The organism is Streptomyces sp. Y309, from assembly GCF_056712025.1.
The window spans coordinates 5,977,238-6,002,640 of sequence record NZ_CM160048.1 but is presented as its reverse complement, the minus strand read 5'-3'; the positions used below and the strand labels follow the sequence as shown (position 1 = coordinate 6,002,640).

Sequence of the window (25,403 nt, the reverse complement as noted above, 5' to 3'; positions counted from 1 at the left end):
TCTGCTGCCCCGGGCCGCCCGATGCGAGTGGTCCTAAGCCTTCCGTCCTCGTCCGTCGCGTCTGAGACCATGGAGGAGTGAATGAGATCCCGCGCGGCACGCTTCAGGAGCAGACCTTCTACGAACAGGTCGGCGGCGAGGAGACCTTCAGGCGCCTGGTGCACCTCTTCTACCAAGAAGTCGCACAGGACCCGCTGCTCCGGCCGATGTATCCGGAGGAGGACCTGGGCCCGGCCGAGGAGCGACTCGCCCTGTTCCTGATGCAGTACTGGGGCGGCCCCCGCACCTACAGCGACAACCGCGGCCACCCCCGCCTGCGCATGCGCCACGCCCCCTTCACGGTCAACAGGGAGGCCCACGACGCCTGGCTCAAGCACATGCGCACAGCAGTCGACGCCCTGAACCTCCCCGAGGAACACGAACGCACCCTCTGGAACTACCTGACCTACGCAGCAGCCTCAATGGTCAACACCCCAGGCTGAGCCGTCACGGCCGTCAGCACTATTACGCTTCCCGCTGTGGGCAGGCGTTCCGCACGGCGGAACGGGTGGGCACAGCCCAGGCCGACGCCAGCCGTCAGGTCGGCGTAACGGTAAGCGGCCCAGCCCCCGCCCGCCGCAAGGCAACAGACCCGTAAGGCGTACGCAACCGCAGCCAGGGCCCAGCCGACAGCAAGTCCAACGCCTCGCCCCGCAGAAACCCCAAGGCCTGCGCAGCATGAGCGGCACGCACGGGCAGCTCAGTCCCGGGCACCACCCGGGACCAGATCTCCCGCCCCACCCGATCAAGCTCGGCCCGAACCCGCAGCTCAGGCGCCAACTCCTCGACCCGGGACCGGAATTCGGCGACAGCCCCCTGCACCAGGTCCCGCACCTCACTCATCGACGGCAACCCGGGAACCTGCCGCCACCCACCCCGGGGCGGCAGCACCCCGGCCCAGGGCGGCCCCGTGACCGCCGCGGGCACGACCACCGTCCCCGCCGTCTCCACGGCGTCGGCCGACTCCCCCACGGCCTCCAGCAACTCACCGGCGGACACGGTCACGTCCAGCGACGTGTCGAGCCCGTTCTCGTACGGCTTGGCAAGCCGCGCCGTACGAATCGCGATCACCTCGAACGACGGCGGCCGCCCGAACACCGCCAGGGTCTCCCCCGCGGCCTGCAACCGCACCGCGGCCGCCTTGTCGTAGTGGATCAGCCGGGCCAGGAAGGCGGCGAGATCCGCCGCCTCCCCGGCATCGGCGAAGTGCAGTCGCACGGTCATGCGACGAGCGCCCCCGCACCGCCCGTGCCCCCGACGCTCGCGGCACCGGCACCGGCACCGGCACCGGCACTCGCCACGTCCTCGTCGCGATACTCCTCCAGGACGGCCCGCTCCTCGGCGGTGATCCGGCGCGGCCGCTGGGCCCGCAGGTCGAACGGCACGACGATCGTCGCCGCCCGCACATACACCTGCCCGCCGTCCTCGGGCTCCTTTATCTCGTACGAGATCGTCAGCGAGGCGGCACCGATCTTCGTCACCCACGACTCGATGGTCACCGGCTTGTGCCGGTGCACCAACGGCCGCAGATAGTCGATCTCGTGGCGCGCCACCACGGACCCGCCCGAGAACGACGGCCCGTCGTCCTCGGCCGAGAGCCGGAACATGAAGTCGATCCGCGCCTCTTCCAAATACCGCAGGAAGACGGCGTTGTTGACGTGCCCGAAGGCATCCATGTCCGACCACCGCAGCGGGCATTCGTAGATGTGGCGCGCCATGTCAGCCCCGGGTGAGCTTCTTGTAGGTGGCGCGGTGCGGCCGGGCCGCGTCCGGGCCGAGCCGCTCGACCTTGTTCTTCTCGTACGCCTCGAAGTTGCCCTCGAACCAGAACCACTTGGACTCGCCCTCGTACGCGAGGATGTGCGTGGCGATCCGGTCCAGGAACCAGCGGTCGTGGGAGACCACGACGGCGCAGCCCGGGAACTCCAGGAGCGCGTTCTCCAGCGACGACAGGGTCTCGACGTCGAGGTCGTTGGTCGGCTCGTCGAGGAGCAGCAGGTTGCCGCCCTGCTTGAGGGTCAGCGCCAGGTTCAGCCGGTTGCGCTCACCGCCGGAGAGCACGCCCGCCGGCTTCTGCTGGTCCGGGCCCTTGAACCCGAACGCCGACACATACGCGCGCGACGGCATCTCGACCTGGCCCACGTTGATGTAGTCCAGCTCGTCCGACACCACGGCCCACAGCGACTTCTTCGCGTCGATGTTCGCGCGGGTCTGGTCGACGTAGGAGATCTTGACGGTGTCGCCGACCTTGATGGAGCCCGAGTCCGCCGTCTCCAGGCCCTGGATCATCTTGAACAGCGTGGTCTTGCCTGCGCCGTTCGGACCGATGATGCCGACGATGCCGTTGCGCGGCAGCGTGAAGCTCAGGTCGTCGATCAGGACCTTGTCGCCGAACGCCTTCGAGAGGTTCTCCACCTCGACGACGATGTTGCCCAGGCGCGGGCCCGGCGGGATCTGGATCTCCTCGAAGTCCAGCTTCCGCATCTTGTCCGCCTCGGCGGCCATCTCCTCGTAACGGGAGAGGCGCGCCTTGGACTTGGCCTGCCGGCCCTTGGCGTTGGAGCGGACCCACTCCAGCTCTTCCTTCAGACGCTTCGCACGCTTGGCGTCCTTCTGGCCCTCGACCTTCAGGCGGGCCGCCTTCTTGTCCAGGTACGTCGAGTAGTTGCCCTCGTACGGGTGCGCGCGGCCGCGGTCCAGCTCGAGGATCCACTCGGCGACGTTGTCCAGGAAGTACCGGTCGTGGGTGACGGCGACGACGGTGCCGGGGTACTTCGCGAGGTGCTGCTCCAGCCACTGCACGGACTCGGCGTCCAGGTGGTTGGTGGGCTCGTCGAGCAGCAGCAGGTCGGGCGCCTCGAGCAGCAGCTTGCACAGCGCGACGCGGCGGCGCTCACCACCGGAGAGGTTGGTGACCGGCCAGTCGCCGGGCGGGCAGCCGAGCGCGTCCATGGCCTGCTCGAGCTGGGTGTCCAGGTCCCACGCGTTGGCGTGGTCGAGGTCCTCCTGGAGCTTGCCCATCTCCTCCATGAGCGCGTCCGAGTAGTCGGTCGCCATCAGCTCGGCGACCTCGTTGAACCGCCTGAGCTTGCCCATGATCTCGGCCGCGCCGTCCTGGACGTTCTCCAGGACGGTCTTGGACTCGTCGAGCGGCGGCTCCTGCAGGAGCATGCCGACCGTGTAGCCCGGCGACAGGAACGCGTCACCGTTCGACGGCTGCTCGAGCCCTGCCATGATCTTGAGCACCGTGGACTTGCCGGCGCCGTTCGGACCCACGACACCGATCTTCGCGCCGGGCAGGAAGTTCAAGGTGACGTCGTCGAGGATCACCTTGTCGCCGTGCGCCTTGCGCGTCTTGCGCATGGTGTAGATGAACTCAGCCAAGAGAAACCGTCCGGCATTCAGTGTGTGGGCAGATACACCCCATCTTGCCTGACAGCCACCCCCCGGAGGAAACCAGTACTGCCCGGGGCCGTGACCTGCTCACCTCGCCGAGCGGCCGCACGCGGCCCAGGGCGACACGGACGGAGGGCGAGATGTTGCTGCCCTGATCACCCGAGGAGAGGCTGAGCGGGACGTCACCGGGTCTCAGCGAGCGCGGACGGGACCGCGCCGGTCGTGGTGGACGGAAGGAACGCGTGCGATGAGGGTCATGCTGAGAGCTCATCTGGACACCCAGATCTCGAATGAGGCACTCAAGAACGGCACACTGTCGAAAATCGTGCAGTCGCTGACGGAACGGCTCAAGCCCGAGGCGGCCTACTTCGGCCCCAGCAAGGGCGGGCGGTGCTGCACCTTTGTCTTCGACATGCAGGACAGTTCACAGCTGCCCACGATCGCGGAGCCGTTCTTCGAGGGACTCGGCGCGAAGATCGAGATCCAGCCGGTGATGAACAGCGAAGACCTGCAGAAGGGCCTTGCGGCGCTGCAACAGGGCTGAGGGCTGACCTCCCCGTCCCGGCCACCGCCCGGGCGTCCCGGGCGGTGACCAGGTGATCACGTTCCGCTCACTCCTCGGACGAGGTCGCCTCCGCGGGGCCCGCAGGATTCTTCTTCTTGCGCAGCAGGAAGACCGCGCCGCCGCCCACCACGACCAGGGCGATCGCGATGCCCGCTATCAAGGGTGTCGCGTTCGAGCCGCCGGTTTCCGCGAGGTCGCCGCCGTCGGACGTGCCGCCCGCCGACGCGGGGCTCGGCTCCGGCGCGGGCTGCGTCTTGCCGCCGACGGCGACCGCGCTGCCCTCGATCTTGCAGTCGAGCACTCCCTTGAACCGCTTCTCGAATCCGCCCGGCCCCACGATCGTGAAGTCGTAGGGCTGGTCCTCCTGCAGCGGTATCGTCACCGTCCGCGCCTCACCGGCCTTGATGGTGTGCTTGAAGCCCATCAGGCTGAAGGTGAACGCCGCGTCCCCCTTGTTGCTCGCGGTGATGTCCACGCCGCCCTTGGCGCAGTTCTTCTCCGCGGACAGCGCGGGTATCGCGCCCTTCGCCGCCCAGTGCGCCGTCGCCGCGGCCGAGACCGTCGACTCGCTGGAGCCCGCGAGTATCTGCGTCTGGCTGCGGGTCTCGGAGGTGAAGGCCCGCCCGACCGGCACGGTCGTCGACGCCTGCACCTCCAGCGAGGCCGTGCCGTCCGGTGTGCCCTTCGGCACGTCGAAGTACAGCCGGCTGCCGTCGCCCGCGGACTTGATCCGCTTGCCGTCCTTGCCGACGACCTTCACGCCGCTCGCCGAGTCCGCGGGCGGCGTGACGGTCACGCTCTCCGCGTCGGTCCGCACGGTCACCGGGCCCAGTCGCTTCCCGGCGTGCCCCGAGACGGCCGGCGGCTCCAGTGTCAGCGACGCCTTCGGCTCCGGGCTGTTGCGCGCGCTGCGCTGCAGATAGTCCGCGAGCTTCTCGGCCCGCGGATCGACGGCCTCCACCTTGGCCTTGTCCGAGTAGCGCCATATCGCCACCTGTGTGCCGGCCGCGGCCGACTCCTCGGTGAGCGAGTCCGCGCCCGCCTTCCTCGCCAGCTCGGCGAGGTTGTTCACCCGGGGGTAGGAGTGCTGCAGGATCCAGCGGATCTTGCCCGCCCGGGCGTTGCCGTTCAGGGACGTGCCGCTCCAGGGGGTCTCCTGGTACTTCGCGTCCTTCTGCGTGGGGTTGTGGATGTCGACGCAGTACGTCTGCAGGGTGCCGCCGTTGTCCACGGCCATCTCGAAGAGGCCCGCGGGTATCTTCTGGCTGCCGCCGTCCTCACGGATGACCGCCTGGCCGTACGTCTTCAGGCCGCCGAGCGTCGCGCTCGCCCCGCCTCGGTGCTGGGGGGTGTCCACCGCCGTGGCCGCGGTCGCGGTGACCGTCGCGCCCGCCACGGCGAGCCCGGCCGCGACCGCCACCGCGGCGAGGCGGGCGGCACCCCGGCTCCGGCTCCGCAGGGACGACGACGTCACGAACGCCTTGGCCGACGGACACCCTGACAACGCAGAAAACACAGAAATCCCCTCCGGGCGGAACCCATTCACATGGGGGGACTGGTCCCGCCAGCAGATTCAACCGAGCAGAGTCACCTGCCGATCGCCCCGTCCAGGTCACAACCGCCCCACGGAGCCACGCCCGGAATCCTAGGGACGTGGCGCATCGCGATTCCCGGTAGTGCCGTCTGATAACCGATCCGAATCGGAATTGTTATCGACAACGCCCCTTCTGAGCTGGGCATATCGACAAATCCATGGTTCCGCTTCGGGTGCCGGGCGGGTGTCCACCCGCCCTCCGGCGTCACCCGACCGCAGCCGCGTCCAGCTCGAGCTCCGTCGCCGCCTCGGTCGCCGACTCGATCTCCAGCTCGGGCTCCGATGCCTGAGGCTGCGACTGGGACGGCGACTGCGGCTGGGGCTGGGGCTGCGCGGGGAGTTCGAACTCAGGCTCATCCGCCGTCCCCCGCACGGGACTTCGCTCCTTCGCGGCGGAGTCCATCGTCCTGCCCGAGCGCCGGAACGCCGATGTTCCGCGCGCGAGGTCGTGTCCGATCGCGTAGGCGTCGATGTCCACCGACCGCCAGTGCTGCCCGCCCCGCTCCTCGTCCCGCACCCTCAACCTGCCCTGCACGATGACCGGTTCCCCCACCGCCAGCGAACCCTGGGTGTTGACGCCGAGCTGCCGCCAGGCCCACACCGTGAAGAAGTTGGTGTGGCCGTCCGCCCATACGTTGCGCGTGCGGTCGAAGTGCCGCGCCGTCACCGCGATCCGAAAGCGTGTCACCGGTCCGGACGGCAGCTCCCGGAACACCGGCGTCGTCGCCACGTTCCCCACCACCGTCACCATCGTGTCGTTCATGCCGACCCCTCCCTCGTCCACACGCGTGCGGGCCCGTCCCGCACGGCCGCGTCTGTGTCCGCAGCCGCTCACGTCCGCCTTCGCGTTTCTCGCATCGGCTCCGCGGCGGCTGCGATCTCAGACTGCACCCGCCGGGCCGGGCCCCGCTGAGCCCTGTGCTCTACCGGCCAGTTGTGGACAACTCCCTCACCCGACGGCGCCGTTCCGCTTCCCCCGGCCCGCCGGAGTCCCAGCGCCGCCCCCCCTCACGCCCGCCGAGCCACCCGCACGTACTGCTCCCGAACCTCCCGGTACCGCAGCAACTCCGCCGCCACCGGATCGAGCACCCGCGCCCGCCCGCACCCCGCGGCCGCCTCCCGCAACCGCCGCTCGGCCTCGTACCCGTGCCGCCGCGCCGGCCCGCGCGCCGCCATCCCGCTGGCCCACTCCACGCACGGCCCGCCGACGATGCCCATGGCCATCAGCAGCACCGGCACCCCCAGGTTCGGCTCCGCGACGCCGACGATCTGCCCCACCAGCCACAGCCCGCCCACGACCTGAAGCAGCGTCATCGCGGCCTGCGCCAGGACCGCCGCCGGCCACCACCCGGGCCGCGGCGGCCGCCCGTCCGGCAGCGCCGCCCGCAGGGCCAGCTCGTCGAGGGCCTCGGGCAGCCCCTGCGCGCCGCGCGCGGCCGACTCCCGCACAGCCTGCCCCCAGGGCGTGGGCAGCCCGGTCGCCGCCGCGTCGGCCACGGTGCGCACGGCGTGCTCCACGCGCGCGCGGGCCGTCGACTCCTCGTCCGCGGGGGGCCGCAGGACGTGCCTGCCCGTGGTGTACGGGGAGCGCTGCGCCTCGTACCACCGCCACAGCCGCAGCCAGGGCGCGGAGCACGCCCTGCCCGCGTGCCTGCGCCAGGCACGCTCGGCGGCCTGCCCGGCCGCGGCGGCGCCCACCGCCTCCGCGAGCCGGTCGGAGAACTCCTCGCGCGCCTCCTCGCTGAGCCCGAGCGCGCCCCGCGCGGACGCGGCCCCCGCCCCGGAGGCGTACACCGGCCGCAGCTGCGCCGCCGCCGCGTCCAGGTCCGCCTCGATGCGCCGCGCCGCGGCTCCTCGCTCGCGCGTGAACTGGCCGAGCACCTCACGGAGTTCACCGACGCCGTCCCCGGTGAGGGCGGACAGCGCGAGCACCGTCGCACCCGGTTCGCCGTGTTCGCCCAGTGCGATGCCGTCCTCGTCGAGCAGCCGCCGCAGATCGTCGAGGACCTGGTCGGCGGCGTCTCCGGGGAGCCGGTCCACCTGGTTGAGCACGACGAACATGACCTCCGCGTGCCCCGCCATGGGCCGCAGATAGCGCTCGTGCAGCATCGCGTCCGCGTACTTCTCCGGGTCGACGACCCAGATGACCGCGTCGACAAGCCCGAGGATCCGGTCCACGTGCTCGCGGTGGTCGCCCGCCGCCGAGTCGTGGTCGGGCAGATCGACGAGCACGAGGCCCTGCAGGTCCTGCGCGTCCGGCCCCTGGAGCGGGCGTCTGCGCAGCCGCCCGGGGATGCCGAGCCGGTCGAGCAGCCCGGCGGCGCCGTCCGTCCAGCTGCACCCGATCGGCGCGGCGGTGGTCGGCCTGCGTACGCCGGTCTCCGAGATCGCCACTCCCGCGAGCGCGTTGAAGAGCGTCGATTTGCCGCTCCCCGTGGCGCCCGCGAGGGCGACCACGGTGTGCCGATCGGAAAGACGCCGCCGCGCCGCGGCCTCGTCGAGCACCCGCCCGGCCTCCGCGAGCGTCTTGCTGTCGAGCCGCGTACGGGAGAGCCCGATGAGCTCGCGCAGCGCGTCCAGCCGGCCCCGCAGCCCTCCTTCGTAGACGACGGTCGTGTCCTTCGTGGCGACGTCACCTTCGTACGGAGAGTGGGTGTCGTACGTGGCCGAGTCTTCGTACGAAGACGACGCCCCCGGAGACGACGAACCGGAGGCTGCTGTTCCGGCCACCGCTTCCGTCGCCGCCGCGAAGGCGCCGTCCGCCGTGGAGGCACCCACCACCACGCGCCGCGCGATGAGCCCGTCGTCCCAGGCGCGTTCGACGTCCTCCGCGCGGTCACCGTCGTTGCCCTCCACCGAGGTGCCGGAACGTTCAGAGCGATCAGAGTTGTCAGAGCGGTCTACGTCCTCCGAGTCCTCCAAGCTCTCCGAGCCTTCCGAGCTCTCCACGTCATCCAGGTCGTCCAGGTCGTCCAGCTCGTCTGTGGGGTCGGTGTGGCCCGTGCGGTCGGTGTGGCCCGTGACGGCGGTCACCGCGGTCACCTCTCCTTCTGCAGTACGGAAAGCGCGGCGATGAGTTCGGCCTGGGGCTCCGGGCTGACGTCGAGTGCGTCGAGGGGGGCCAGGCGGCGCTCCCGCTCCGCGCCGAGGACCTTGTCCAGGTAGTCGGTGAGCAGCCGGCCGCCGCGGTCGCGCAGGCGCAGCGCGCCGTGGGCGCCGATGCGTTCGGCCAGGGTCTCTCCGGCGGTGCGTGCCCGCCGCCCGCCCAGCAGGGCGGTGGCGAGCAGCGCGGCGACGACTTCGGCGTCGGGCGGGGCGCTCCTGTCGGCGCGGTCGAGGGCGCGCACCTCGTCCTCGGCGTGCTCCTCGAGCTCGCGCCGCCAGCGCCGTACGGCCACTCCGATGCGGTGTTCCGGGCTGTCGTCGTCTTCGTAGAGGGCTGTTTCGTGGCGTCGGCCGGGGCGGAGGAGCCCTGGGGCCTGGGCGGCAGGCTCGCGCCGCCACACGTCGTCGATGCGTTCGTCGGCGGCCGTGGCCGCGCACAGCAGGAGCGCTTCGAGGCTCTCTGCCATGGCGTCGAGGAGCTCTCCGGGGCCGCAGTCGAGCGGGTAGGCGCGCCAGCGCTTCAGGGCGTCTCCGGCGAGCACGGCGCCCGCCTGCAGCCGCTCCCGTACGCGCGCGTGCTCGCTTTCGTACGCCTCGTCGACGACGGATGTGAGCCGCAGGGCGGCCGCGTACTGGGCGGCGACGGCGGCGGCGAGCTCCGGCATGCGGGCGTTCAGGGAAGCGAGGACTCCGTAGGCCGTGCGTTCGATGGCGTGTCTACGGGAGGACGGTTCCTGCACGCGGTGCGCGAGCCAGAGGCGCAGCGGCTCGACGGCGGTGGCCGGCAGGAGCCCGCCGCCGCCGGCGGACTCGGGCAGTTCGGGGACGGTGAAGCGCGGTACGTCGCCGAGTCCGGCCTTGGTGAGGAGCGCGCCGTACTGCCGTGACACCTCGCCGACGACCTGGTGGGGCACGCGGTCGAGGACGGTGACGAGGGTGGCGTCGTTCTCCTTGGCGGTGCGCAGCAGGTGCCAGGGCACGGCGTCGGCGTACCGGGAGGCCGTGGTGACCATGACCCACACGTCGGCGGCGCAGACCAGCTCGGCGGCGAGAACGCGGTTGTCGGCGACCAGGGAGTCGATGTCGGGGGCGTCGAGGAGGGCGAGGCCGCGGGGCAGTGTGTCGGCGGTCTCGACACGCAGCAGGCGCTCGCCGTCCGGCCCCACCCCATCGGCCCCCTCGCCCTCCTGCCGGGGCGCCCACACGCGCGTGAGCTGCGGCAGGACGCGCATGCCCGAGAACCAGTGCTGGTCCTCCGGATGGCACACCAGGACGGGCGTACGGGTCGTGGGCCGGAGCACACCCGCCTCGCTGACCTGCCGTCCCACCAGGGAGTTCACGAGCGTGGACTTGCCGGCGCCGGTCGAGCCGCCGACAACGGCCAGCAAGGGCGCTTCGGGCGCCCGCAGCCGGGGCACCAAATAATCGTCGAGTTGTGCGAGAAGCTCGTCCCGGTTGGCCCGCGCGCGTGGCGCCCCCGGCAGGGGGAGCGGAAAGCGTGCGGCGGCTACACGCTCACGCAGGGCGGAGAGTGCGTCAAGCAGTTGAGGCCGTACGTCCAAGGTCACCACATGCGAAGAATGCCCAATTTTGGCAGCTTTCTGAAGCATATGGGCACCCCTGCGCGCCGATCGGACACGCGCGACGGAAGGGGCGACTGGGGCGCAGGCATAACGAGTGCACAACACCCGGGGCGCCAGACGCCAAAAGCGATGCGAGATTCGCACCTGCCTGCGATTATCAGGACCGCTTCACCGAACCTCCACATCGCGTGGCGGAGGTGAAGCACCAGGGACAAGCCACAAGGAGCCCTATCCTTGTCCCCGGTCCATGGTCCACGACCCCCGGCAGGGTCACGGACCACCCCACACCGGGCTCCAGGCCACCGGCCGCCACCCGGCCCCCGTAGCTCAGTGGATAGAGCAGGTGCCTTCTAAGCACTTGGCCGCAGGTTCGAGTCCTGCCGGGGGCGCCACACAGCGTCTGAGCTGCAAGAACGGCCATAGAAGTCGCAGTGACTCACCTATCAGACAGTGTTAGGTGAGGTGCTTCGCCAACTGCTCCTTGCCTAGCACTCCCGATCGTGGGAGTCATCCATGGCAGCCCGCAAGCCCGTCGCGGCCCGTAGCCCGCTCCGGTCCACCACTGGGAAGACAGCCACCCTCAGGGCCGTACAGAGCCTCCCTGCCGACACACCACCAGGAGCGGACGACAGGGCAGCGATGCTCTCTGAGTACGCCACCCATCTGCGGGCCACCAACAACAAGCGCGGCAGGCCCTACCAGGAGAAGACCGTCACGGCCTACGCCAAGGCCGCACATGCCCTCAACAAGTGGATGACGGCCGAGGCCGTAGCCGAAGACTTCACCGCTGTGGACACAGGCACGCTGAACCGATTCTTCCGGGCGTACTACGACCGACACGGCCAGGGCGGAACCAACACTCTCCAGAGGAACCTCCGCACCTTCCTGGGATGGCTGGAGGACGAGTACGACGTTCCCAACCCCTACCGGGACAACAAGCTCCAGCGGTACGCACCTCCGACCATGGTCAAGCCAAAGACGCTCAGCGCGGACTTCATCACAGACCTGCTGAAGGTCACGGGCAACGGCCACCCGAGAGTGAGGGAGTTCGAGAAGGTCAGGGACCACGCGATGATCCGAGTCCTAACAGAGGGCCTGAGAGCCGAGGAACTTCTCACGCTGAAGGCGGGCTACCTCCACTTGGACCAGGGGTTGCTTCAAGTGGTCCCCTTGAAGGAAGCACGGGCGAGCGGAGAGGGCCGGATAGTTCCCTTGCAGCCCAAGACGGTCGTTGCTCTGACCCGCTACCTGCGGGCCAGGGAGAGTCACAAGCTCAGTGGAGGCGAATGGCTCTGGCTCGGCAGCCGGAACAGGGGGAGGCTCACATACTCGGGCCTGTACCGGATGGTGAACCGTAGGGCGAAAGATGCCGGATACGACTCGGTCTCGCCTCACCAGTTCCGGCACACCTTCGCAGATGACTTGCTCTCCTCGGGCGTCTCCGAGGGAGACGTGATGACTGTGGCCGGTTGGAAGGACCGGACCATGCTCAGGCGGTACGCGGCGGACATGGCAACTTCCAGAGCCGTGAAGGCGGTCCAGAGGACGGGAGACCGCTACTAATTCAGGTGACAGCCCGTCTCATTCGCTGTCACAGTCGAAGAGCTGTAGCCAGGGCCCCCGGTTTGGGATCGGGGGCCCTTTTCTGTGACCGAGAGAGGAACCATGGAGTCGGTGTACACATCCTCCGGCAAGACCTCCCCCTTCGACGCCCCGGCCCCCTGGGAGATCACCACACCTCCTTGGGAAAAGCCCGCACAGGCCCCTGAGGCAGCCCCGCAGGAGCAGAGCGCCTCTGATGCCTTGGCGCGACCCGATGAAGCCGCACAGGCCCACACAAAGGTCTCTGCGGATACAGAAGACATGACCACCACGCCCATGGACTGGCAGCGATACATGATCGCCCAAGCGATAAAGCACCCTGCGGTGCGCCTTGGCGTGACGATGTCCCACTACTGCGGCCCGAACAGTCACGGTTGCTCAGCCAGCATCGAAACTCTTTCAAAGGCGTCCGGCATGAGTAGAAGCGGGGTGGACAGAGCGCTGAAGGCCCTCAAAGAGGCTGGACTCATCCGGGAGACCGGCAAGGGCATGGCCGGTAACAAGGTCTACAGACTGTACGGCAAGAAGCCCTAGCCACACCGCTACCGACGCACATCAACGTCACTTACGGTGCAGTGAGTACACCACAGGAGAAGCAAGGGCACGTCACAACTGACACATAGGCACACCACCAGTGACACACAAACTACATACTAACTACTCTCTATCTACATAAGAGAACTACTCTTCAACTACTCCCTTGGCGACTGAGAGATATTTAGGTAACTAAAGACTCTTTAGAGAATCTCAACCTGCCAAGGCAGAGTGAACAAAGTGAGCGAGTCGAACTAGGTAACTTGTTACCAGTGAGACAGTCAAGAGAGGATCTCTTGAGAGAGATTTAGTTCCGCCCCGGCCTAGGCAGCCGGTAATGACTTCACATGCGGATCAGAATCAGAATCACTCACTTAGAGGCGCCCTCTTCAGGGAGGGCGCCACTAGGAGTATCAACTCTGAAACTAGGGCCGCCGCTGCATCAACCAGATCAGTCACTGGACACAGCCCGCAGCGTTCAAGTGAGAGCTAGGGCGCATGACTCTGAAAGCCGCCCCTCCCTCCAAGTGGGCAGGTTCACTCAGCCAAGGCCGAGACGGCCCCGCATGCCCCCTGAGGGCTTGGAGGCGCGTCTAGGGCCGGGAGGGCGCGAATGGCGCCCAACGAGGCGAGCAGAGGGCCGCACAGCGGCCCCGGAGGGGGGATGTCGCCCCAGGCCAAACGTGCACACGGCCTGCACGGCACCAGCCACCCCAGAGCGCTCATGGCCAAGATCTTTACCCGACAACGCAAATATTGGTGCTACCGCATAGACGACAGACGTCGCCCCTCGTACGGTCGTCCTGACCCGGCCGCAGAGGGTGTCAACAAGGGGGTTCACCATGGCTCGTGAGGAACTGACCCGGCTCACTGGAAACGGCAATGGAGGGCCGTGCGGTAAGGACGACTGCCCCAACGTGTACCGGACCACGTCCGGCTCCTTCGTCGTCCAGGGCGACGTTTCCACGGCGTTCACACCACCCAACGGGGAAGGACTCGTAGAAGTCCCTGAAAGCGTGCTGAGGGAGGCTTTCCGTGCTCTTGGCTGGTGAGCAGTGGGCGGCACGCTTCGAAGGCTTCCAACACGAAGCCTGGCGCCTTGAGACCCTGCCGCAGTACCTCATGCCGCAAGAGGCGGAGGAACTGCAAGCGTTCCGCGACGGGATGCGGATCGACCCAGTCACGGTCCACAACGAGTACACCGACCGGCTACGCCGACAGGTGACCGAAGGTCGCAGGCAAGGACGCGTCCACATCGTCACTCGACCACTGTCCGAGTACCTGAGGTTTGAATTCTCCTGGTACTACTCGCCCCACGCGCTGGCCGGGGAACTGATCAGAATTCTCGACGTGACTGACCAACCCAACCCTCTTGAGGGTGTTCAAGACTTCTGGATGTTCGATCATTCCGAGGTCGTACTCATGAACTATGAGTCGAATGGAACACAGATCAGCCGTGAAGTATATGAGGGGAACCCAGCACCTTTCATCGAGTACCAGCAAATCGCAGTAGCCGAATCCGTTCCTTTCGAGGAGTACGTGAAGGGCCTTGACCTTTGAGCCTGAACGACTAGGTCAGTCCAGGTCAGACCTAGCAGAAGCACTTCGCAGCCTGCGGAAGCGAGCCGGGAAAACGCAATCCTGGCTCGCCCGCCACTGCAACATGTCGCAAACCAGAGTCAGCAACATTGAAGGCGGGAAGCTCACTCCTCCCATTGTCGACGTAGAGCTAATTCTGGAAGCGCTTGGAGCGGATGACCCTACGGCTTCGGAACTGCTCGCCCTAACACGCACAGCAAATATGGAATGGCAAGACCATTGGTCATCACGGCGCCGGGGACTCGATAAAAAGCAGAATGAGCTAGCCAGATTCGAAGCCGTAACGACAGAGTTTCGATTCTTTCTCCTATCAGCCATTACCGGCCTACTGGCTACTCCGGAGTATGTGCGTGCCAGCATTGCAGACGTTCCTGGAGACCAGTCCAAGACCATTGCGAAAAAGCTGGAGCGTCAGAACGTCCTCTACGAATCGAAGAAGTCGTTCACGTTCCTACTTACGGAACAAGCCGTTAGGTGGCCACTCTTGCCACCTCTGGCAATGGCAATGCAACTCGATCGCCTGGCTTCGGTCTCCAGAATTCCAAACGTTCGACTTGGCGTCATCCCCTTGGCTGGCCACATCCCGGAGATGCCGTTGAACACGTTCACTCTGTATGACCGCCGCCTAGCCACCGTGGAAACCGGCACAGGTGCACTGATGCTCCGAGACCATAGGGACGTGAACGCATACCGGGAAGACTTCGACCGGTACGAGACCTATGCGGCATTCGGGGATGACTGCCGGGAACTACTCATGCAGTGGTCCATGAATTTTACCCGACAACGCAAATAATACTGGGCGTCACTCCGCACATGCCTGACCATGGTTGGGCTCTAAGCCGGGGAGGCAACGATGGCAAGCGCGGAGAAACCCCAGGGGTACGGACTCACGGAACTTCCGCCAGAACCGAAGGCGGTCCCAGGCTGCAAAGGCTGCTTGAGCCTCAGCGTGCGTCGAGAGAACGCCCGCTCCAGAGGCGACTACAGCGCCGTGTCGGACGCCAACGTCAGACTGCGCCAGCACATTGAGGAGAAGCGCGGGGAGGACCGGTGAGCGTCTCCTCCAGCGACATCGGCAAACGAGTCCAAGACGACAGAGGACGCGTCGGCATCCTTCGCGATGTGATCAAGGACTATGAAGACCCCGGGGAACTGCCCGGCGAACGCCGGAAGCACACAATGGCGTTCATGTCGCCCGAGGGTGGAGGTCGGGAGTGGGTTGCCCCTGCGGGCCGCGTTCACTGCACCTGAGGGACCCGAGCAGCCAGCCGTTCCCGGAAGCCCCCCAACAGCCAAACTTGACCTACACAGCGCTGTGACGGCTCCTCTGAAGGCGTCTGACGACATGCTCATTAGTGGACGCAGTCAGAAATTTCAAAACCCGTACAGCGTCACAGGAACGGCCCCCTGCGGTCCTCGTATCGATATGTTCGTCAGCATTACCCCCCAAGGGATTGCTTGTGATGCAACATGTCGAACTCAGGCGCCTTCACTTGGGGTTCCTGAGCAAGGCGCCTCTGCGGGTATGCGCTACTGGCCAAGTACCGTTTCCGCAGGCTAGAGTTCCGGCTAGTCACTACGCCTTCTAAGCACTTGGCCGCAGGTTCGAGTCCTGCCGGGGGCGCTTTTGCTCGTCCAGGGTTCGGCCCTCCCTCAGGGAGGGCCTTTTTGCTGGTCACGGGCACGTTAGTGGGTGGGCCGTAGCGACGCCGTAAGGCCCTGCGGGCCCCTGGCAGGGAGCGTCCGCCTCCGGCCTTGAGCGCGAAACTTGATCGTCTAGGATCGCGGGAACTTTCACGTCGGGGCGGGGCCGCGTTGGTGCGGGCGACGGCCCGGCGGGGTGGGCTGAGGGCTTGTGCCGGACGTCGTTGGTGGGCCCACAGGCGGGCCCTCGTAGCAGAGGATCATCAGTGTCGAGCCTCATACGCTCTTTCTGGGTCATGTCGCCGGGAACGGGTGAAATCGTGACTTCGGGCCCGCCTGCCCGCCTGCCCGCCTGCCCGCCTGCCCGCCTGCCCGCCTGCCCGCCTGCCCGCCTGCCCGCCTGCTGATGCTGACGAGGTCGTAGTACAGACCCAGTACTCGGCAATCAGCCGCGGTACGGAATCGCTGGTCTTTCTCGGCCGGGTGCCTCCAAGTCAGTACGCGGCCATGCGTGCTCCGTTCCAGGAAGGCGACTTTCCCGGACCCGTCAAGTACGGGTACCTCAATGTCGGTCGGGTGCGGGAAGGACCGGCGGAGCTGGTGGGCCGCACCGTCTTCAGCCTGTATCCGCACCAGACCCTTTTCCGCATCCCGGCTGGGGCTGTCACCCCGGTACCCGACGAGGTGCCGCCGGAGCGCGCCGTGCTGGCTGGGATCGTCGAGACCGCGCTCAACTCGTTGTGGGACGCGCCACCGCGGATCGGCGACCGGATCGCGGTGGTGGGCGCGGGCCTGGTCGGCTGCTGCGTGGCCGCTCTCCTGGCCCGCTTTCCCGGGGTCCGCGTGCAGCTCGTCGACGTCGACCCGGCCCGCGTCGAGGTCGCCGCGGCGCTCGGCGTCGCTTTCGCCCCTCCCGAGCAGGCGGCAGACGACTGTGATCTCGTCTTCCACGCCAGCGCCACCCAGGCCGGACTCCGGCGCTCCCTCGAACTGCTCGCTCCCGAGGGCTCCGTGATCGATCTGAGCTGGTACGGGGACCAGCAGGTGGCCCTGCCCCTGGGGGAGTTCTTCCATTCCCGGCGCTTGTCGCTACGCAGCAGCCAGGTGGGCGCCGTTCCGCCGGGGCTCCGTGGACGGCACACGACCGCCGAGCGGCTCAGCCTGGCGCTCGACCTGCTACGGGACCCGGTCTTCGACGTACTGATCACCGGCGAGTCCCCTTTCGACGAACTTCCGCAGGTCATGGCCGACATCGCCGCAGGCGGACAGCCCGGCCTCTGCCACCGCATCCGCTACGGCTCCGGCTGACCGCACCCGCACCCGCACCCGCCCCCTCCCAATCGACAACGCCCTTCCGGAGGAGTCATGTTCACCGTCACCGTCCGCGATCACCTCATGATCGCCCACAGCTTCCGTGGTGAGGTCTTCGGGCCCGCGCAGCGCCTGCACGGAGCGACGTATCTGGTCGACGCGACCTTCCAGCGCCCGCAGCTGGACAGCGACAACCTCGTCGTCGACATGGACCTGGCGGCCAAGGAAGTGCACGGGGTCGTCGAAGCGCTGTCCTACCGGAACCTCGACGAGGACCCCGACTTCGCCGGCATGAACACCACCACGGAGTTCCTGGCCAAGGTCGTCGCCGACCGCCTCGCCGCACGCATACACGGCGGCGCGCTCGGTCCCGGTGCCCGCCATCTGACCGGGCTCACCGTGCGGCTCCACGAATCGCACATAGCGTGGGCCGACTACCACCGCGCTCTCTGACCGGCCCCGGTCATGGCCATACGTCCGTACGTGCTGTTGTCTGCGGCAGTCTCCGTGGACGGTCGCCTGGATGACGCTTCCGATGAACGGCTCGTCCTCTCCAACCACCGGGACCTCGACCGTGTCGACCACGAACGCGCCGCGGCGGACGCCATCCTCGTCGGTGCCAACACCGTGCGCAGGGACAACCCGCGGCTGCTGGTGGCGGACGCGGAACGGCGCGCCGGGCGCGTCGCGGCGGGCAAGCCCGAGCATCCGCTGAAGGTCACGGTCACCAGGTCCGCCGAGTTGGATGAGGGACTCGCGTTCTGGCACTGCGGCGGCGAGAAGCTGGTCTTCACGGTGGACGGCGCGTTGCCCCGGGCCCGCCGCGCCCTGGGAGCCCTCGCCGGCATTGTCAGCACCGGGCCTGTGCTCGACTGGTCCCTCCTCCTCGACGAACTCGGCCGACGCGGGGTGGAAAGGCTCCTGGTGGAAGGCGGAGGCACGATCCATACCCAGTTCCTGGCACAGAACCTGGCCGACGAACTCCACCTCGTCGTCGCCCCGTTGCTGGTGGGCGAGTCCACCGCACCGATGTTCCTGACTCCGGCGCCGTATCCCGGTGGTTCCACGGCTCGTATGAAACTCCTTGAGGCACGCCCCATCGACGACGTCGTGCTGTTGCGCTACGCGCCGAAAGAGCGGTCCTGAGGCCCTCGTTCCGGAAGGGCGCCGCCCGCCGCCCGGCGAGGCTTCTTGAGCATCGCAGCGTGAGTCCCACTGCGCGACGTGAGCATCGCAGCTTAAGTCCCACTGCGCGACGTGCAGTTGACCGTCCGTAGGTATTCTCAACAGTCACGCGACCGGTCGGTGTCGGACGAGACGGGGGCTGAGAGTGGACGACGCGGTGGAACTGGAGGACATGATCGCCCAGCTGCGGAGCGCGCTGAGCCGGGCCATGGCGGACGGGCAGGGCGAGGGGCTCCGGTTCCAGGCGGAGAAGCTCGAACTGGAACTCACCGTCGGAGTGGAACGCAGCCGGGAGCCGGGGGCCAAGGTGCGGTTCTGGGTGTTCGACGTCCACAACTCCGCCCGCTCCGCACACACCGCCACCCAGCGGATCACGCTCACCCTGCAGCCGGTCCGCGGCGACGCACCCGACAGCCCCGCGCTGATCTCGGGCGCCGAACTGCCCGATGAGACCTGAGCCTTCGGCCGTCGGGCCCGGGCTCGACCCGCACCGTATCGCCGAGATCATCACCGAATCCGACAGCGGAAGGCGGCGCGGTTCCGGATACCGGATCTGTACGGACATGGTCCTCACGGCCGCCCATGTGGTCGCCGACGCGACCGAGACGGTCGTACGGTGCGACGCCGACCGGCCCGGAGAGTGGTCGGCTCAGGCGTCAGTGGCCTGGGCGGACGAGGACAGTGACGTGGCCGTGCTGACCTTCGTGCCGCCGGAGACGGCCCCCGTGGTCATCGAGGCAGCCCGCTTCGGGCGCATCGCCGACGACCGGCACGGCGTGATCGGCGTGCACGCCGCCGGTTTCCCGCTGTGGAAGCGTCGCCGCCGCCACGACGGCGCGTACTTCCGCGAACTGCACCAGGCGGACGGGACGGTGGCGGCGCTCTCCAACCTGCGTACCGGCTCGCTGGAGATGACTGTGACACCGGCCGGGACCGATCCCGACCCTGGTACGTCGCCGTGGGCGGGCATGTCCGGGGCAGCGGTGTGGGCCGGCAGCCGCATCATCGGCGTGGTCGCCGAGCACCACCGCGCGGAGGGCGTCGGCCGGCTCACCGCGGTCCGTCTCGACCACGCGCTGCGCGGCCTTGCCGCCGCGGACCGCGCGGAACTCGCCCGGCTGCTCGCGTTCCCCGACTCGGCGACGCTGCCCCTTGCCGTGCCCGGGGATGCGGACGACGAGCGAGCCCCCGAGGTGCGGGTGGTCGGGGTCCCGGTCGCGCACGGGATCGAGCTGTTCAAGAACCGCACCCATGAAAGCGACGTGATCGCCCGGCACTTGAGCGACCCCTCCATCCGTATGGTGACGGTCGTCGGGCGGCGCGGCATCGGCAAGAGCGCGCTCGCCGCGAAGGTCATGGACCTTCTCGACCGCGGCGAATGGCCCGGCTCCGTCCAAGGGCCGCTCCCGTCCGGTCTGGCCAACCTCTCCACGCGTACGTCCGGGATCTCCCTGGAGCGGCTCTATTTCGACTGCGCCCGCCTGCTCGGCCCCGAACGGGAAGCTCACCTGCGCACAGTCTGGGCCACCGGCGGCACGACGCAGAACAGACTGGCCGAACTGTTCGCGGCCATGGACGGGCGGCTGATCGTCATCCTCATGGACAACCTGGAGGATCTGCTCGGCGACGACGGCAGCGTCAGGGACGAGGAGCTGGCGGTCTTCTTCGACTGGCTGTTCCGGGCCCGCACCACGCCGCGTCTCCTCGTGACCAGCCAGGTACCCGTACGTCTTGCGCCCGAACTGCGCCGCTTCACCGCCGAGGTGCCCCTCTCCGAAGGACTGCGCCCCGCCGAGGCAGCGGCCCTGCTGCGCGAACTCGACCGTGACGGCAGCCTCGGCATAGCCGACCTGTCCGACGACGAACTGCTGCACGCCGCGGTCCGCGTCCACGGCGTCCCGCGCGCGCTGGAACTCCTCGTCGGCGCGGTCGCCGAGGACACATTGGCGCTGCCGAGCCTGAACGACGTACTGAAGGACTTCACCCGTCGCCACGACGTCGTCTCCGACCTGGCCCAGGATCGCCACCAGCGGCTCGACGCGTCGGCGCGCGCGGTCCTCGGTGTCCTCGCCGCGCTGCGCACCCCCGTGGGACAGGGCGCGGTCGAAGACATTCTGGACGGACTCGATCCGCACCTGCCGGTGCGTCCCGTCCTCACGGCCCTCGTCCGCGGACACCTGGTGTCCGCGGACCGGGCGAACCGGACAGTCGCCCTGCACCCCCTGGACGCCGACATCGCCCGCGACCAGATGCCATGGCACGGACCCTTCGGGAGGCAGGAAGTGGAAAAGCGGATCGCGTCCTGGTACGCACGTCAGGCACAGCCCCGCGGCACATGGCGCACGCTGGAGGACATCGAGCCGCATCGGCGGCAGTTCGACCACCTCGTCAGCGCCGACGACCACGACGGCGCCGCGCGGGTACTGAACGAGATCAGCGAGTGGCTCGTCTGGCACGGCTCGGTGCTCGCCGCGGTCACGATGCACCTCGCCGTCGACGGACACATCGGCGACGAGCGGGTACGCCTCGCCCACACCGTCGCGTACGGTCACGCCCGGCTCAGCGCGGGCCCGATGGAGCAGGCGGTCGAGCTCTTCACGGAAGCGGCAGCTCTCGCCGAGCGCCTCGGCGAGCGGTCCGCGCTCCAGAACGCGCTGTTCGGCCTCGGTGACGCCCATCGACAACTCGGCGACCAGGGCGCCACCGTCGCACCACTCGCCCGCGCCGCCGAGCTGGCACACGAACTCGGCGACACCGAGAGCGAAGTACACGCACTGCTCTCCCTCAGCCTCGCCCACAGCTACCTCGGCGACGGCGAGAAGGCGTTGGACGGCGCCGACCGGCTCGCCGCACTGGCCGCGGCGGGCGACGACCCGCTCACCGCCGCCCGCGCCGGCAACGCGCGCACCATCGCCCTGCTCACACTGGGTCGCTGGCAGGAGACCGTCGACGCGGGAGCCGCGGCGGCCCGCGCCTACCGCGCTGCCGGCAGCCAGGAGGCGATCGCCTACGCGCTGAACGCGCAAGGTCTCGCCCTCATCGCCCTCGCCGACCCGGGCCGGGCGGCCACGGTCCTGGAAGAGGCGCTCCGCGAGGCGTCACGGATGGAGAACCCCCGTGCCGAGGGCGTCTGCCTGCTCAACCTCTCCTGGGCGTACTGGTGCGACGGGCGCCGCGAGGAATCGGCCGCCACAGCCGAACGCGCCTCGACCGCCCTCCAGATCGCCGGCGCCGCCCAAGCGGCAGCGGCCCACTCCCTGGCCGAGGCCGCGCATGCCCTGCCCGACTCCCCGGAGGCCGCCGCCGACGCCCTGACCCGCGCGGCCGCCGCCCTCGACGGCAACGCCGAAGTCATCGCCCCTGCTTGGCTGACCGACCACGCCCGACAGCTGCGATGAGGTCGGGGCAGTGCGCGGCGAGCCGGTCGAGGAGGACCACCGGGTCGAAGTCGTCACCGAAAGGGAGACCCGGCGACGCCCGACACGGCTCAGGACACGGCCACAACCCCCGCAGCGTTCTCGCCGCCCTCCCCCAGCACCGGAGGCAGGCGGTCGAGGAAGGTGAAGGCCTCCTCGATGCCGGCCAGCCGGAACACCCGCATCACCGTCGGGCTGCCGCGCACCAGCCATAGCTTGCCCGCCCGTGCGGCCGTCCGGTCCCGCATCCTGGTGAGCAGCCGCAGGCCGCCCGCGTCCAGAAACGTCACCGCACTCAGGTCGACCATCACCTCGGGCACCGCCCTGGCGATCAGCGGCTCCGCCCGCGGTATGAGCGCGACCGCGGCCTGGATGTCGATCTCTCCGCCCAGCCAGATCACCACGGCTGCCTCCGTGACGCGTTCGCGCATCGCGAAGGCGGATTCGTCGGCCCACATGGCGAACCCCCAGCAATGTCCCGCATGACACAGCGCGCCCGACCCGCGCGGCGCGCGGTCCGCCGCGTGACGCCGCCGAGGTCCAGGGCGACGCCACTTCTCATACACCACCAGGATGTCCGAATACCACCGACAGGCACCCGTCGAACAGACTCGGTGCGATGACGAACAGCATCCGCCGACTCCGGTCCACCTGCCGCCCTAGGTGATCCGATCCGGTCATCCCCGCGGTGGGCGCGCTACTCACCACCGCGACGGGCGCCCTACCGCGACCGGCGGTAGAGCCCCTCGATCTCCTTCGCGTACGCCTCCGTCACCGCCCGCCGCTTGAGCTTCATGGACGGGGTCAGCAGCCCGTTCTCCTCGGTGAACTCGCCCTCGACGACCACGAATTCGCGGATGGACTCGGCCCGTGACACCGCCTCGTTCGTGTAGTCCACGGCCTTCTGTACGTCCGCGAGCAGGTCCGGGTCGTGGCACAGGGCGGACAGCGGGGTGTCCTTGGGGCGTTTGCGTACGGAGAGCCAGTGCTCGACGGCTTCCGGGTCGAGGGTGACGAGGGCGGCGACGTACGGGCGGTTGTCGCCGACGACGAGGCACTGGCCGACGAGCGGGCGGCCGCGCAGGCGGTCCTCCAGGACGGCGGGGGACACGTTCTTGCCGCCGGAGGTGACGAGGATGTCCTTCTTGCGGCCGGTGATGGTGAGGTAGCCGTCGTCGTCGAGGGAGCCGAGGTCCCCGGTCGCGAACCAGTCGCCGGCCAGGACGGCGTCCGTGGCCTCCTTGTTGTTCCAGTACGAGGTGAAGACGATGCCGCCCTTGATGAGCACCTCGCCGTCGTCCGCGATGCGCACAGCCGTGCCGGGCACGGGCACGCCGACCGTGCCGGGGCGCGGGCTCAGCGGCGGCACGATGGTGGCGGCCGCGGTGGTCTCCGTCAGGCCGTAGCCTTCGTAGATGATGATTCCGGCGCCGTAGAAGAAGAGGTTGAGGCGCTTGTCGAGCGGGGAGCCGCCGCTGATCGCGTAGCGGAGGCGGCCGCCGACCTCCTTGCGGATGCGGCGGTAGACGAGAAGTTCGTACAGCGCCCAGCCGAGATAGAGGCCGAGGGACGGGCCCGGGCCCCTCCCCAGGAACTTGTTCAGGTACGCCTCCCCGAAGCGCACGCCGATCCGCTCGGCGCGGTCGAAGGAGGCGCCGCGGCCGATCTTCTCGGCGGTCGCGCGCCCGGTGTCGTGGATCCGCTCGAAGAGGTACGGCACGCCGACGACGAACGTCGGCCTGAACGCCCGCAGTTCGGGACGGAGGTCGTCCGGTTTGATGCTGGGGCAGTGGCCGAGTTCGATGCGGGCCAGCATGCAGGCGATCTGGATGCTGCGGCCCAGGATGTGGGCCAGCGGCAGGAACAGCAGCGTCGACGCCGTCTGGCCCGTGACCTCCTTGAAGACCGGGTGTAGCAGGTCGACGGTGTTCGCGGCCTCGGCGTGCAGATTGCCGTGGGTGAGGACGCAGCCCTTGGGTTTGCCGGTGGTTCCCGAGGTGTAGCAGAGGGTCGCGACGGAGTCGGGCGTGAGGGCCGAGCGGCGCGCGGTGACCTGCTCGTCGCTCACTTCGTGCCCGCGCTCGGCCAGTTCGAGGACCGCGCCGTCGTCGATGACCGACACCGCCGGGGGCGCGTCCAGGCCGGCGACCGCGCGCCGCGCCGTCTCCGCGTTCTCCGCGCTCTCGGCGATGAAGAGCCGGGCGCCGGAGTCCCGCACGATCCACTCGATCTGCTCGGCGGACGACGTCGCGTAGACCGGCACGGTCTGGCCGCCCGCCGCCCAGATCGCGAAGTCGAGCACCGCCCATTCGTAGCGCGTACGCGACATCACCGCGACCCGGCCGCCGGGCTCGAGTCCCGCCGCGATCAGGCCCTTCGCGGCCGCGGTGACCTCGCGGGCGAAGACGGCGGCCGTGATGGGACGCCACTCGCCCGCCTCCTTGCGGCGCAGCACGACGGCGTCGGGGGCCTCGGCGGCGTTGGTGAAGGGGATGTCGGCGGTGCCGGCGCGGGCCGCGGGGGCGGCGAGCGCGGGGGTGCGGGCCTCCCGTACGACGCCGTGCTCGTCCCTGACGGTCTCGACCTTGGCACGGTCCGCCAGATCGCTGCGGCGTCGCGCCTGCTTCAGGTCCTTGCGTACGCCCATGACGGCTCCCGGTTCGTTCGCCCCGTACGGGCCCGGATGCTTACTTCGGGGTCAACTTACCGACGCGTAGGGAAAGTTCAATGGTTCGCGCAGAAATACTCCGTACCGGTCGCGGGGCTCGGCGAGCCCGCTCCGAGGGCTGGATAACACCGCTCGAAGGGGCTCGAAAGGCACCCTGGCAGCACCCTCCCCCGCTCGCTACCGTCCCGTCCATGGTCAACTCCTACACGGAACTCTCAGGTCACTACGACCAGATCATGACCTCGGGCTACTACGACTACGACGACTACGCCCGCGCCCTCCTCGAACTCCTCGCCGACCGCCCCCGCCTCCTGGAGCTCGGCACGGGCACCGGCCTGGTCGTCGAGAAGCTCCTGGAACTGGCCGACGCGGGCGCAGTCGACGGGCCCGCCCCGGACATCACCGGCATCGACCACACCGAGAGCATGCTGGTCCAGGCCCGCGCCCGCGTGGGCGAGCGGGCGCGCTTCGTGCGGCAGGACATCCTGCACATGGACGCGGGCACGGACATGACGTCGGCCTTCGACGCGGCGTTCTCCGTCGGCGGGGTCTGGTACCACACGCCCGACCCGGACCACCCGGACCCGGACGGCGGGGGCGAGGGCGCCTCCCTGTTGTGCAGCCACCTGGTGGAGGAGGAGGACAACATCAAGGGGCTCCGGAACGTCCACGCCTCGCTCAAGCCCGGCGGCGTCCTCCTGCTCGCGCGGCAGGCCGCCCACCGCGACTACGCGCGCGATCTGCCGGACGGTCTGGTCTACAGCCAGGCGATCGAGCGTCTTGGCGAGAGCCTGTACGTCAAGGACTACTACGTCAAGCGGCAGGACGGGCATCTTGAGGCCCACATGCGCTGCGAGTACCGCGCCTATCCGCAGGAGCTGGGGCTCGGTCTGCTCGAGAAGTCCGGCTTCCGTGCGGAGGGTGTTAGCGGCAACGGGCTCTTCCACGTGTACGCGCGGCGCTGAGCCTTCGCTTCGCTGGATGTGCCGCGGTTGGCCCGTCGTTCGTCTGCGGGCCCGTTGTGGCTGGTCGCGCAGTTCCCCGCGCCCCTTCAGGGCGCTCCCCGCACCGCAGCCGACCTCGCTCCCCTTCAGGGCGCTCCCGTACCGCAGCCGACTCCACCCCCCCCTTCCGCGTCCCGTTCAAGCCGCTGCTGGCCTGC

At 68.8% G+C, this 25,403-nt stretch carries 22 protein-coding genes and 1 tRNA gene; 14 read left to right on the top strand and 9 right to left on the bottom strand.

Annotated features, from left to right (window positions below; genetic code table 11):
- The first annotated feature begins 77 nt into the window (after positions 1 to 77).
- Positions 78 to 482, top strand: a complete 405-nt coding sequence (locus AC0KTA_RS24630) for a globin (protein ID WP_481050397.1) — start codon at positions 78 to 80, stop codon at positions 480 to 482.
- A 94-nt stretch (positions 483 to 576) separates the two neighbouring features.
- On the opposite strand, the gene AC0KTA_RS24625 is transcribed toward AC0KTA_RS24630, so the two are convergent.
- The 3 genes from AC0KTA_RS24625 to ettA are packed head-to-tail and all read right to left on the bottom strand — an operon-like array spanning position 577 to position 3,423.
- A complete protein-coding gene (locus AC0KTA_RS24625; protein WP_481050396.1) occupies positions 577 to 1,263 on the bottom strand; it encodes a DUF8185 domain-containing protein in 687 nt (228 codons plus the stop codon).
- Complete coding sequence (locus AC0KTA_RS24620; protein WP_481050395.1) at positions 1,260 to 1,757, bottom strand: acyl-CoA thioesterase; 498 nt, start codon at positions 1,755 to 1,757, stop codon at positions 1,260 to 1,262. Before AC0KTA_RS24620 ends, AC0KTA_RS24625 begins: the two co-directional genes overlap by 4 nt.
- A gap of 1 nt (position 1,758) precedes the next feature.
- Complete coding sequence (gene ettA / locus AC0KTA_RS24615) at positions 1,759 to 3,423, bottom strand: energy-dependent translational throttle protein EttA (protein ID WP_481050394.1); 1,665 nt, start codon at positions 3,421 to 3,423, stop codon at positions 1,759 to 1,761.
- A gap of 259 nt (positions 3,424 to 3,682) precedes the next feature.
- Between ettA and AC0KTA_RS24610 the strand changes: the two genes are divergently transcribed.
- Complete coding sequence (locus AC0KTA_RS24610; RefSeq protein ID WP_481050393.1) at positions 3,683 to 3,979, top strand: DUF3303 family protein; 297 nt, start codon at positions 3,683 to 3,685, stop codon at positions 3,977 to 3,979.
- A gap of 67 nt (positions 3,980 to 4,046) precedes the next feature.
- Here AC0KTA_RS24610 and AC0KTA_RS24605 read toward each other — a convergent pair whose 3' ends face one another.
- From AC0KTA_RS24605 to AC0KTA_RS24590, 4 genes are all read right to left on the bottom strand, one after another.
- Positions 4,047 to 5,474 carry a Cys-Gln thioester bond-forming surface protein gene (locus tag AC0KTA_RS24605; protein ID WP_481050392.1) on the bottom strand — a complete coding sequence of 476 codons (1,428 nt, stop codon included), beginning with the start codon at positions 5,472 to 5,474 and terminating at the stop codon, positions 4,047 to 4,049.
- 325 nt (positions 5,475 to 5,799) lie between these two features.
- The gene (locus tag AC0KTA_RS24600) at positions 5,800 to 6,357 is read right to left on the bottom strand and encodes a single-stranded DNA-binding protein (RefSeq protein WP_481050391.1); all 558 of its coding nucleotides are present in this window, start codon (positions 6,355 to 6,357) and stop codon (positions 5,800 to 5,802) included.
- A gap of 245 nt (positions 6,358 to 6,602) precedes the next feature.
- Positions 6,603 to 8,627 carry a YfjP family GTPase gene (locus tag AC0KTA_RS24595; protein ID WP_481050390.1) on the bottom strand — a complete coding sequence of 675 codons (2,025 nt, stop codon included), beginning with the start codon at positions 8,625 to 8,627 and terminating at the stop codon, positions 6,603 to 6,605.
- Between the two features lie 5 nt (positions 8,628 to 8,632).
- Positions 8,633 to 10,270 (bottom strand): dynamin family protein, encoded by a 1,638-nt coding sequence (locus AC0KTA_RS24590; protein ID WP_481050389.1) that lies wholly within the window; start codon positions 10,268 to 10,270, stop codon positions 8,633 to 8,635.
- A gap of 328 nt (positions 10,271 to 10,598) precedes the next feature.
- Between AC0KTA_RS24590 and AC0KTA_RS24585 the strand changes: the two genes are divergently transcribed.
- The 11 genes from AC0KTA_RS24585 to AC0KTA_RS24535 all read left to right on the top strand — a co-directional run bounded on the left by AC0KTA_RS24585 (position 10,599) and on the right by AC0KTA_RS24535 (position 21,555).
- Positions 10,599 to 10,674 (top strand) — tRNA-Arg (locus AC0KTA_RS24585).
- Between the two features lie 121 nt (positions 10,675 to 10,795).
- Positions 10,796 to 11,845 carry a tyrosine-type recombinase/integrase gene (locus tag AC0KTA_RS24580; protein ID WP_481050388.1) on the top strand — a complete coding sequence of 350 codons (1,050 nt, stop codon included), beginning with the start codon at positions 10,796 to 10,798 and terminating at the stop codon, positions 11,843 to 11,845.
- Positions 11,846 to 11,947: 102 nt separating this feature from the next.
- The gene (locus AC0KTA_RS24575) at positions 11,948 to 12,418 is read left to right on the top strand and encodes a helix-turn-helix domain-containing protein (RefSeq protein WP_481050387.1); all 471 of its coding nucleotides are present in this window, start codon (positions 11,948 to 11,950) and stop codon (positions 12,416 to 12,418) included.
- Between the two features lie 842 nt (positions 12,419 to 13,260).
- The gene (locus tag AC0KTA_RS24570) at positions 13,261 to 13,470 is read left to right on the top strand and encodes a hypothetical protein (RefSeq protein WP_481050386.1); all 210 of its coding nucleotides are present in this window, start codon (positions 13,261 to 13,263) and stop codon (positions 13,468 to 13,470) included.
- On the top strand, positions 13,454 to 13,978 hold the full coding sequence (locus AC0KTA_RS24565; protein WP_481050385.1) for a DUF6879 family protein: 525 nt from the start codon (positions 13,454 to 13,456) through the stop codon (positions 13,976 to 13,978). The genes AC0KTA_RS24570 and AC0KTA_RS24565 overlap by 17 nt, the downstream gene beginning before the upstream one ends.
- The gene (locus AC0KTA_RS24560) at positions 13,968 to 14,810 is read left to right on the top strand and encodes a helix-turn-helix domain-containing protein (RefSeq protein ID WP_481050384.1); all 843 of its coding nucleotides are present in this window, start codon (positions 13,968 to 13,970) and stop codon (positions 14,808 to 14,810) included. Before AC0KTA_RS24565 ends, AC0KTA_RS24560 begins: the two co-directional genes overlap by 11 nt.
- Before the next feature lie 1,235 nt (positions 14,811 to 16,045).
- The gene (locus AC0KTA_RS24555) at positions 16,046 to 16,969 is read left to right on the top strand and encodes a zinc-dependent alcohol dehydrogenase (protein ID WP_481056548.1); all 924 of its coding nucleotides are present in this window, start codon (positions 16,046 to 16,048) and stop codon (positions 16,967 to 16,969) included.
- Between the two features lie 57 nt (positions 16,970 to 17,026).
- The gene (locus AC0KTA_RS24550) at positions 17,027 to 17,425 is read left to right on the top strand and encodes a 6-pyruvoyl trahydropterin synthase family protein (RefSeq protein WP_481050383.1); all 399 of its coding nucleotides are present in this window, start codon (positions 17,027 to 17,029) and stop codon (positions 17,423 to 17,425) included.
- A 12-nt stretch (positions 17,426 to 17,437) separates the two neighbouring features.
- Positions 17,438 to 18,118 (top strand): RibD family protein, encoded by a 681-nt coding sequence (locus AC0KTA_RS24545; protein ID WP_481050382.1) that lies wholly within the window; start codon positions 17,438 to 17,440, stop codon positions 18,116 to 18,118.
- Between the two features lie 184 nt (positions 18,119 to 18,302).
- Positions 18,303 to 18,614, top strand: a complete 312-nt coding sequence (locus AC0KTA_RS24540; protein WP_481050381.1) for a trypco2 family protein — start codon at positions 18,303 to 18,305, stop codon at positions 18,612 to 18,614.
- The gene (locus tag AC0KTA_RS24535; protein ID WP_481050380.1) at positions 18,604 to 21,555 is read left to right on the top strand and encodes a trypsin-like peptidase domain-containing protein; all 2,952 of its coding nucleotides are present in this window, start codon (positions 18,604 to 18,606) and stop codon (positions 21,553 to 21,555) included. The genes AC0KTA_RS24540 and AC0KTA_RS24535 overlap by 11 nt, the downstream gene beginning before the upstream one ends.
- Positions 21,556 to 21,644: 89 nt before the next feature.
- Here AC0KTA_RS24535 and AC0KTA_RS24530 read toward each other — a convergent pair whose 3' ends face one another.
- Together AC0KTA_RS24530 and AC0KTA_RS24525 are read right to left on the bottom strand one after the other, a co-directional pair.
- Positions 21,645 to 22,031 (bottom strand): STAS domain-containing protein, encoded by a 387-nt coding sequence (locus AC0KTA_RS24530; protein ID WP_481050379.1) that lies wholly within the window; start codon positions 22,029 to 22,031, stop codon positions 21,645 to 21,647.
- Between the two features lie 263 nt (positions 22,032 to 22,294).
- Positions 22,295 to 24,220 carry an AMP-dependent synthetase/ligase gene (locus tag AC0KTA_RS24525; protein WP_481050378.1) on the bottom strand — a complete coding sequence of 642 codons (1,926 nt, stop codon included), beginning with the start codon at positions 24,218 to 24,220 and terminating at the stop codon, positions 22,295 to 22,297.
- Between the two features lie 212 nt (positions 24,221 to 24,432).
- Between AC0KTA_RS24525 and AC0KTA_RS24520 the strand changes: the two genes are divergently transcribed.
- Positions 24,433 to 25,206 carry a class I SAM-dependent methyltransferase gene (locus tag AC0KTA_RS24520; protein WP_481050377.1) on the top strand — a complete coding sequence of 258 codons (774 nt, stop codon included), beginning with the start codon at positions 24,433 to 24,435 and terminating at the stop codon, positions 25,204 to 25,206.
- Positions 25,207 to 25,403: the final 197 nt, after the last annotated feature.

Bases quoted from the DNA above. Each gene is read 5' to 3' on its own strand.
- AC0KTA_RS24550 (WP_481050383.1), top strand. From the start codon at position 17,027: ATGTTCACCGTCACCGTCCGCGATCACCTCATGATCGCCCACAGCTTC.
- AC0KTA_RS24530 (WP_481050379.1), bottom strand. From the start codon at position 22,031: ATGTGGGCCGACGAATCCGCCTTCGCGATGCGCGAACGCGTCACGGAG.
- AC0KTA_RS24600 (WP_481050391.1), bottom strand. From the start codon at position 6,357: ATGAACGACACGATGGTGACGGTGGTGGGGAACGTGGCGACGACGCCG.
- AC0KTA_RS24520 (WP_481050377.1), top strand. From the start codon at position 24,433: ATGGTCAACTCCTACACGGAACTCTCAGGTCACTACGACCAGATCATG.
- AC0KTA_RS24575 (WP_481050387.1), top strand. From the start codon at position 11,948: ATGGAGTCGGTGTACACATCCTCCGGCAAGACCTCCCCCTTCGACGCC.
- AC0KTA_RS24625 (WP_481050396.1), bottom strand. From the start codon at position 1,263: ATGACCGTGCGACTGCACTTCGCCGATGCCGGGGAGGCGGCGGATCTC.
- AC0KTA_RS24610 (WP_481050393.1), top strand. From the start codon at position 3,683: ATGAGGGTCATGCTGAGAGCTCATCTGGACACCCAGATCTCGAATGAG.
- AC0KTA_RS24535 (WP_481050380.1), top strand. From the start codon at position 18,604: ATGAGACCTGAGCCTTCGGCCGTCGGGCCCGGGCTCGACCCGCACCGT.
- AC0KTA_RS24620 (WP_481050395.1), bottom strand. From the start codon at position 1,757: ATGGCGCGCCACATCTACGAATGCCCGCTGCGGTGGTCGGACATGGAT.
- AC0KTA_RS24570 (WP_481050386.1), top strand. From the start codon at position 13,261: ATGGCTCGTGAGGAACTGACCCGGCTCACTGGAAACGGCAATGGAGGG.
- AC0KTA_RS24580 (WP_481050388.1), top strand. From the start codon at position 10,796: ATGGCAGCCCGCAAGCCCGTCGCGGCCCGTAGCCCGCTCCGGTCCACC.
- AC0KTA_RS24525 (WP_481050378.1), bottom strand. From the start codon at position 24,220: ATGGGCGTACGCAAGGACCTGAAGCAGGCGCGACGCCGCAGCGATCTG.
- AC0KTA_RS24545 (WP_481050382.1), top strand. From the start codon at position 17,438: ATGGCCATACGTCCGTACGTGCTGTTGTCTGCGGCAGTCTCCGTGGAC.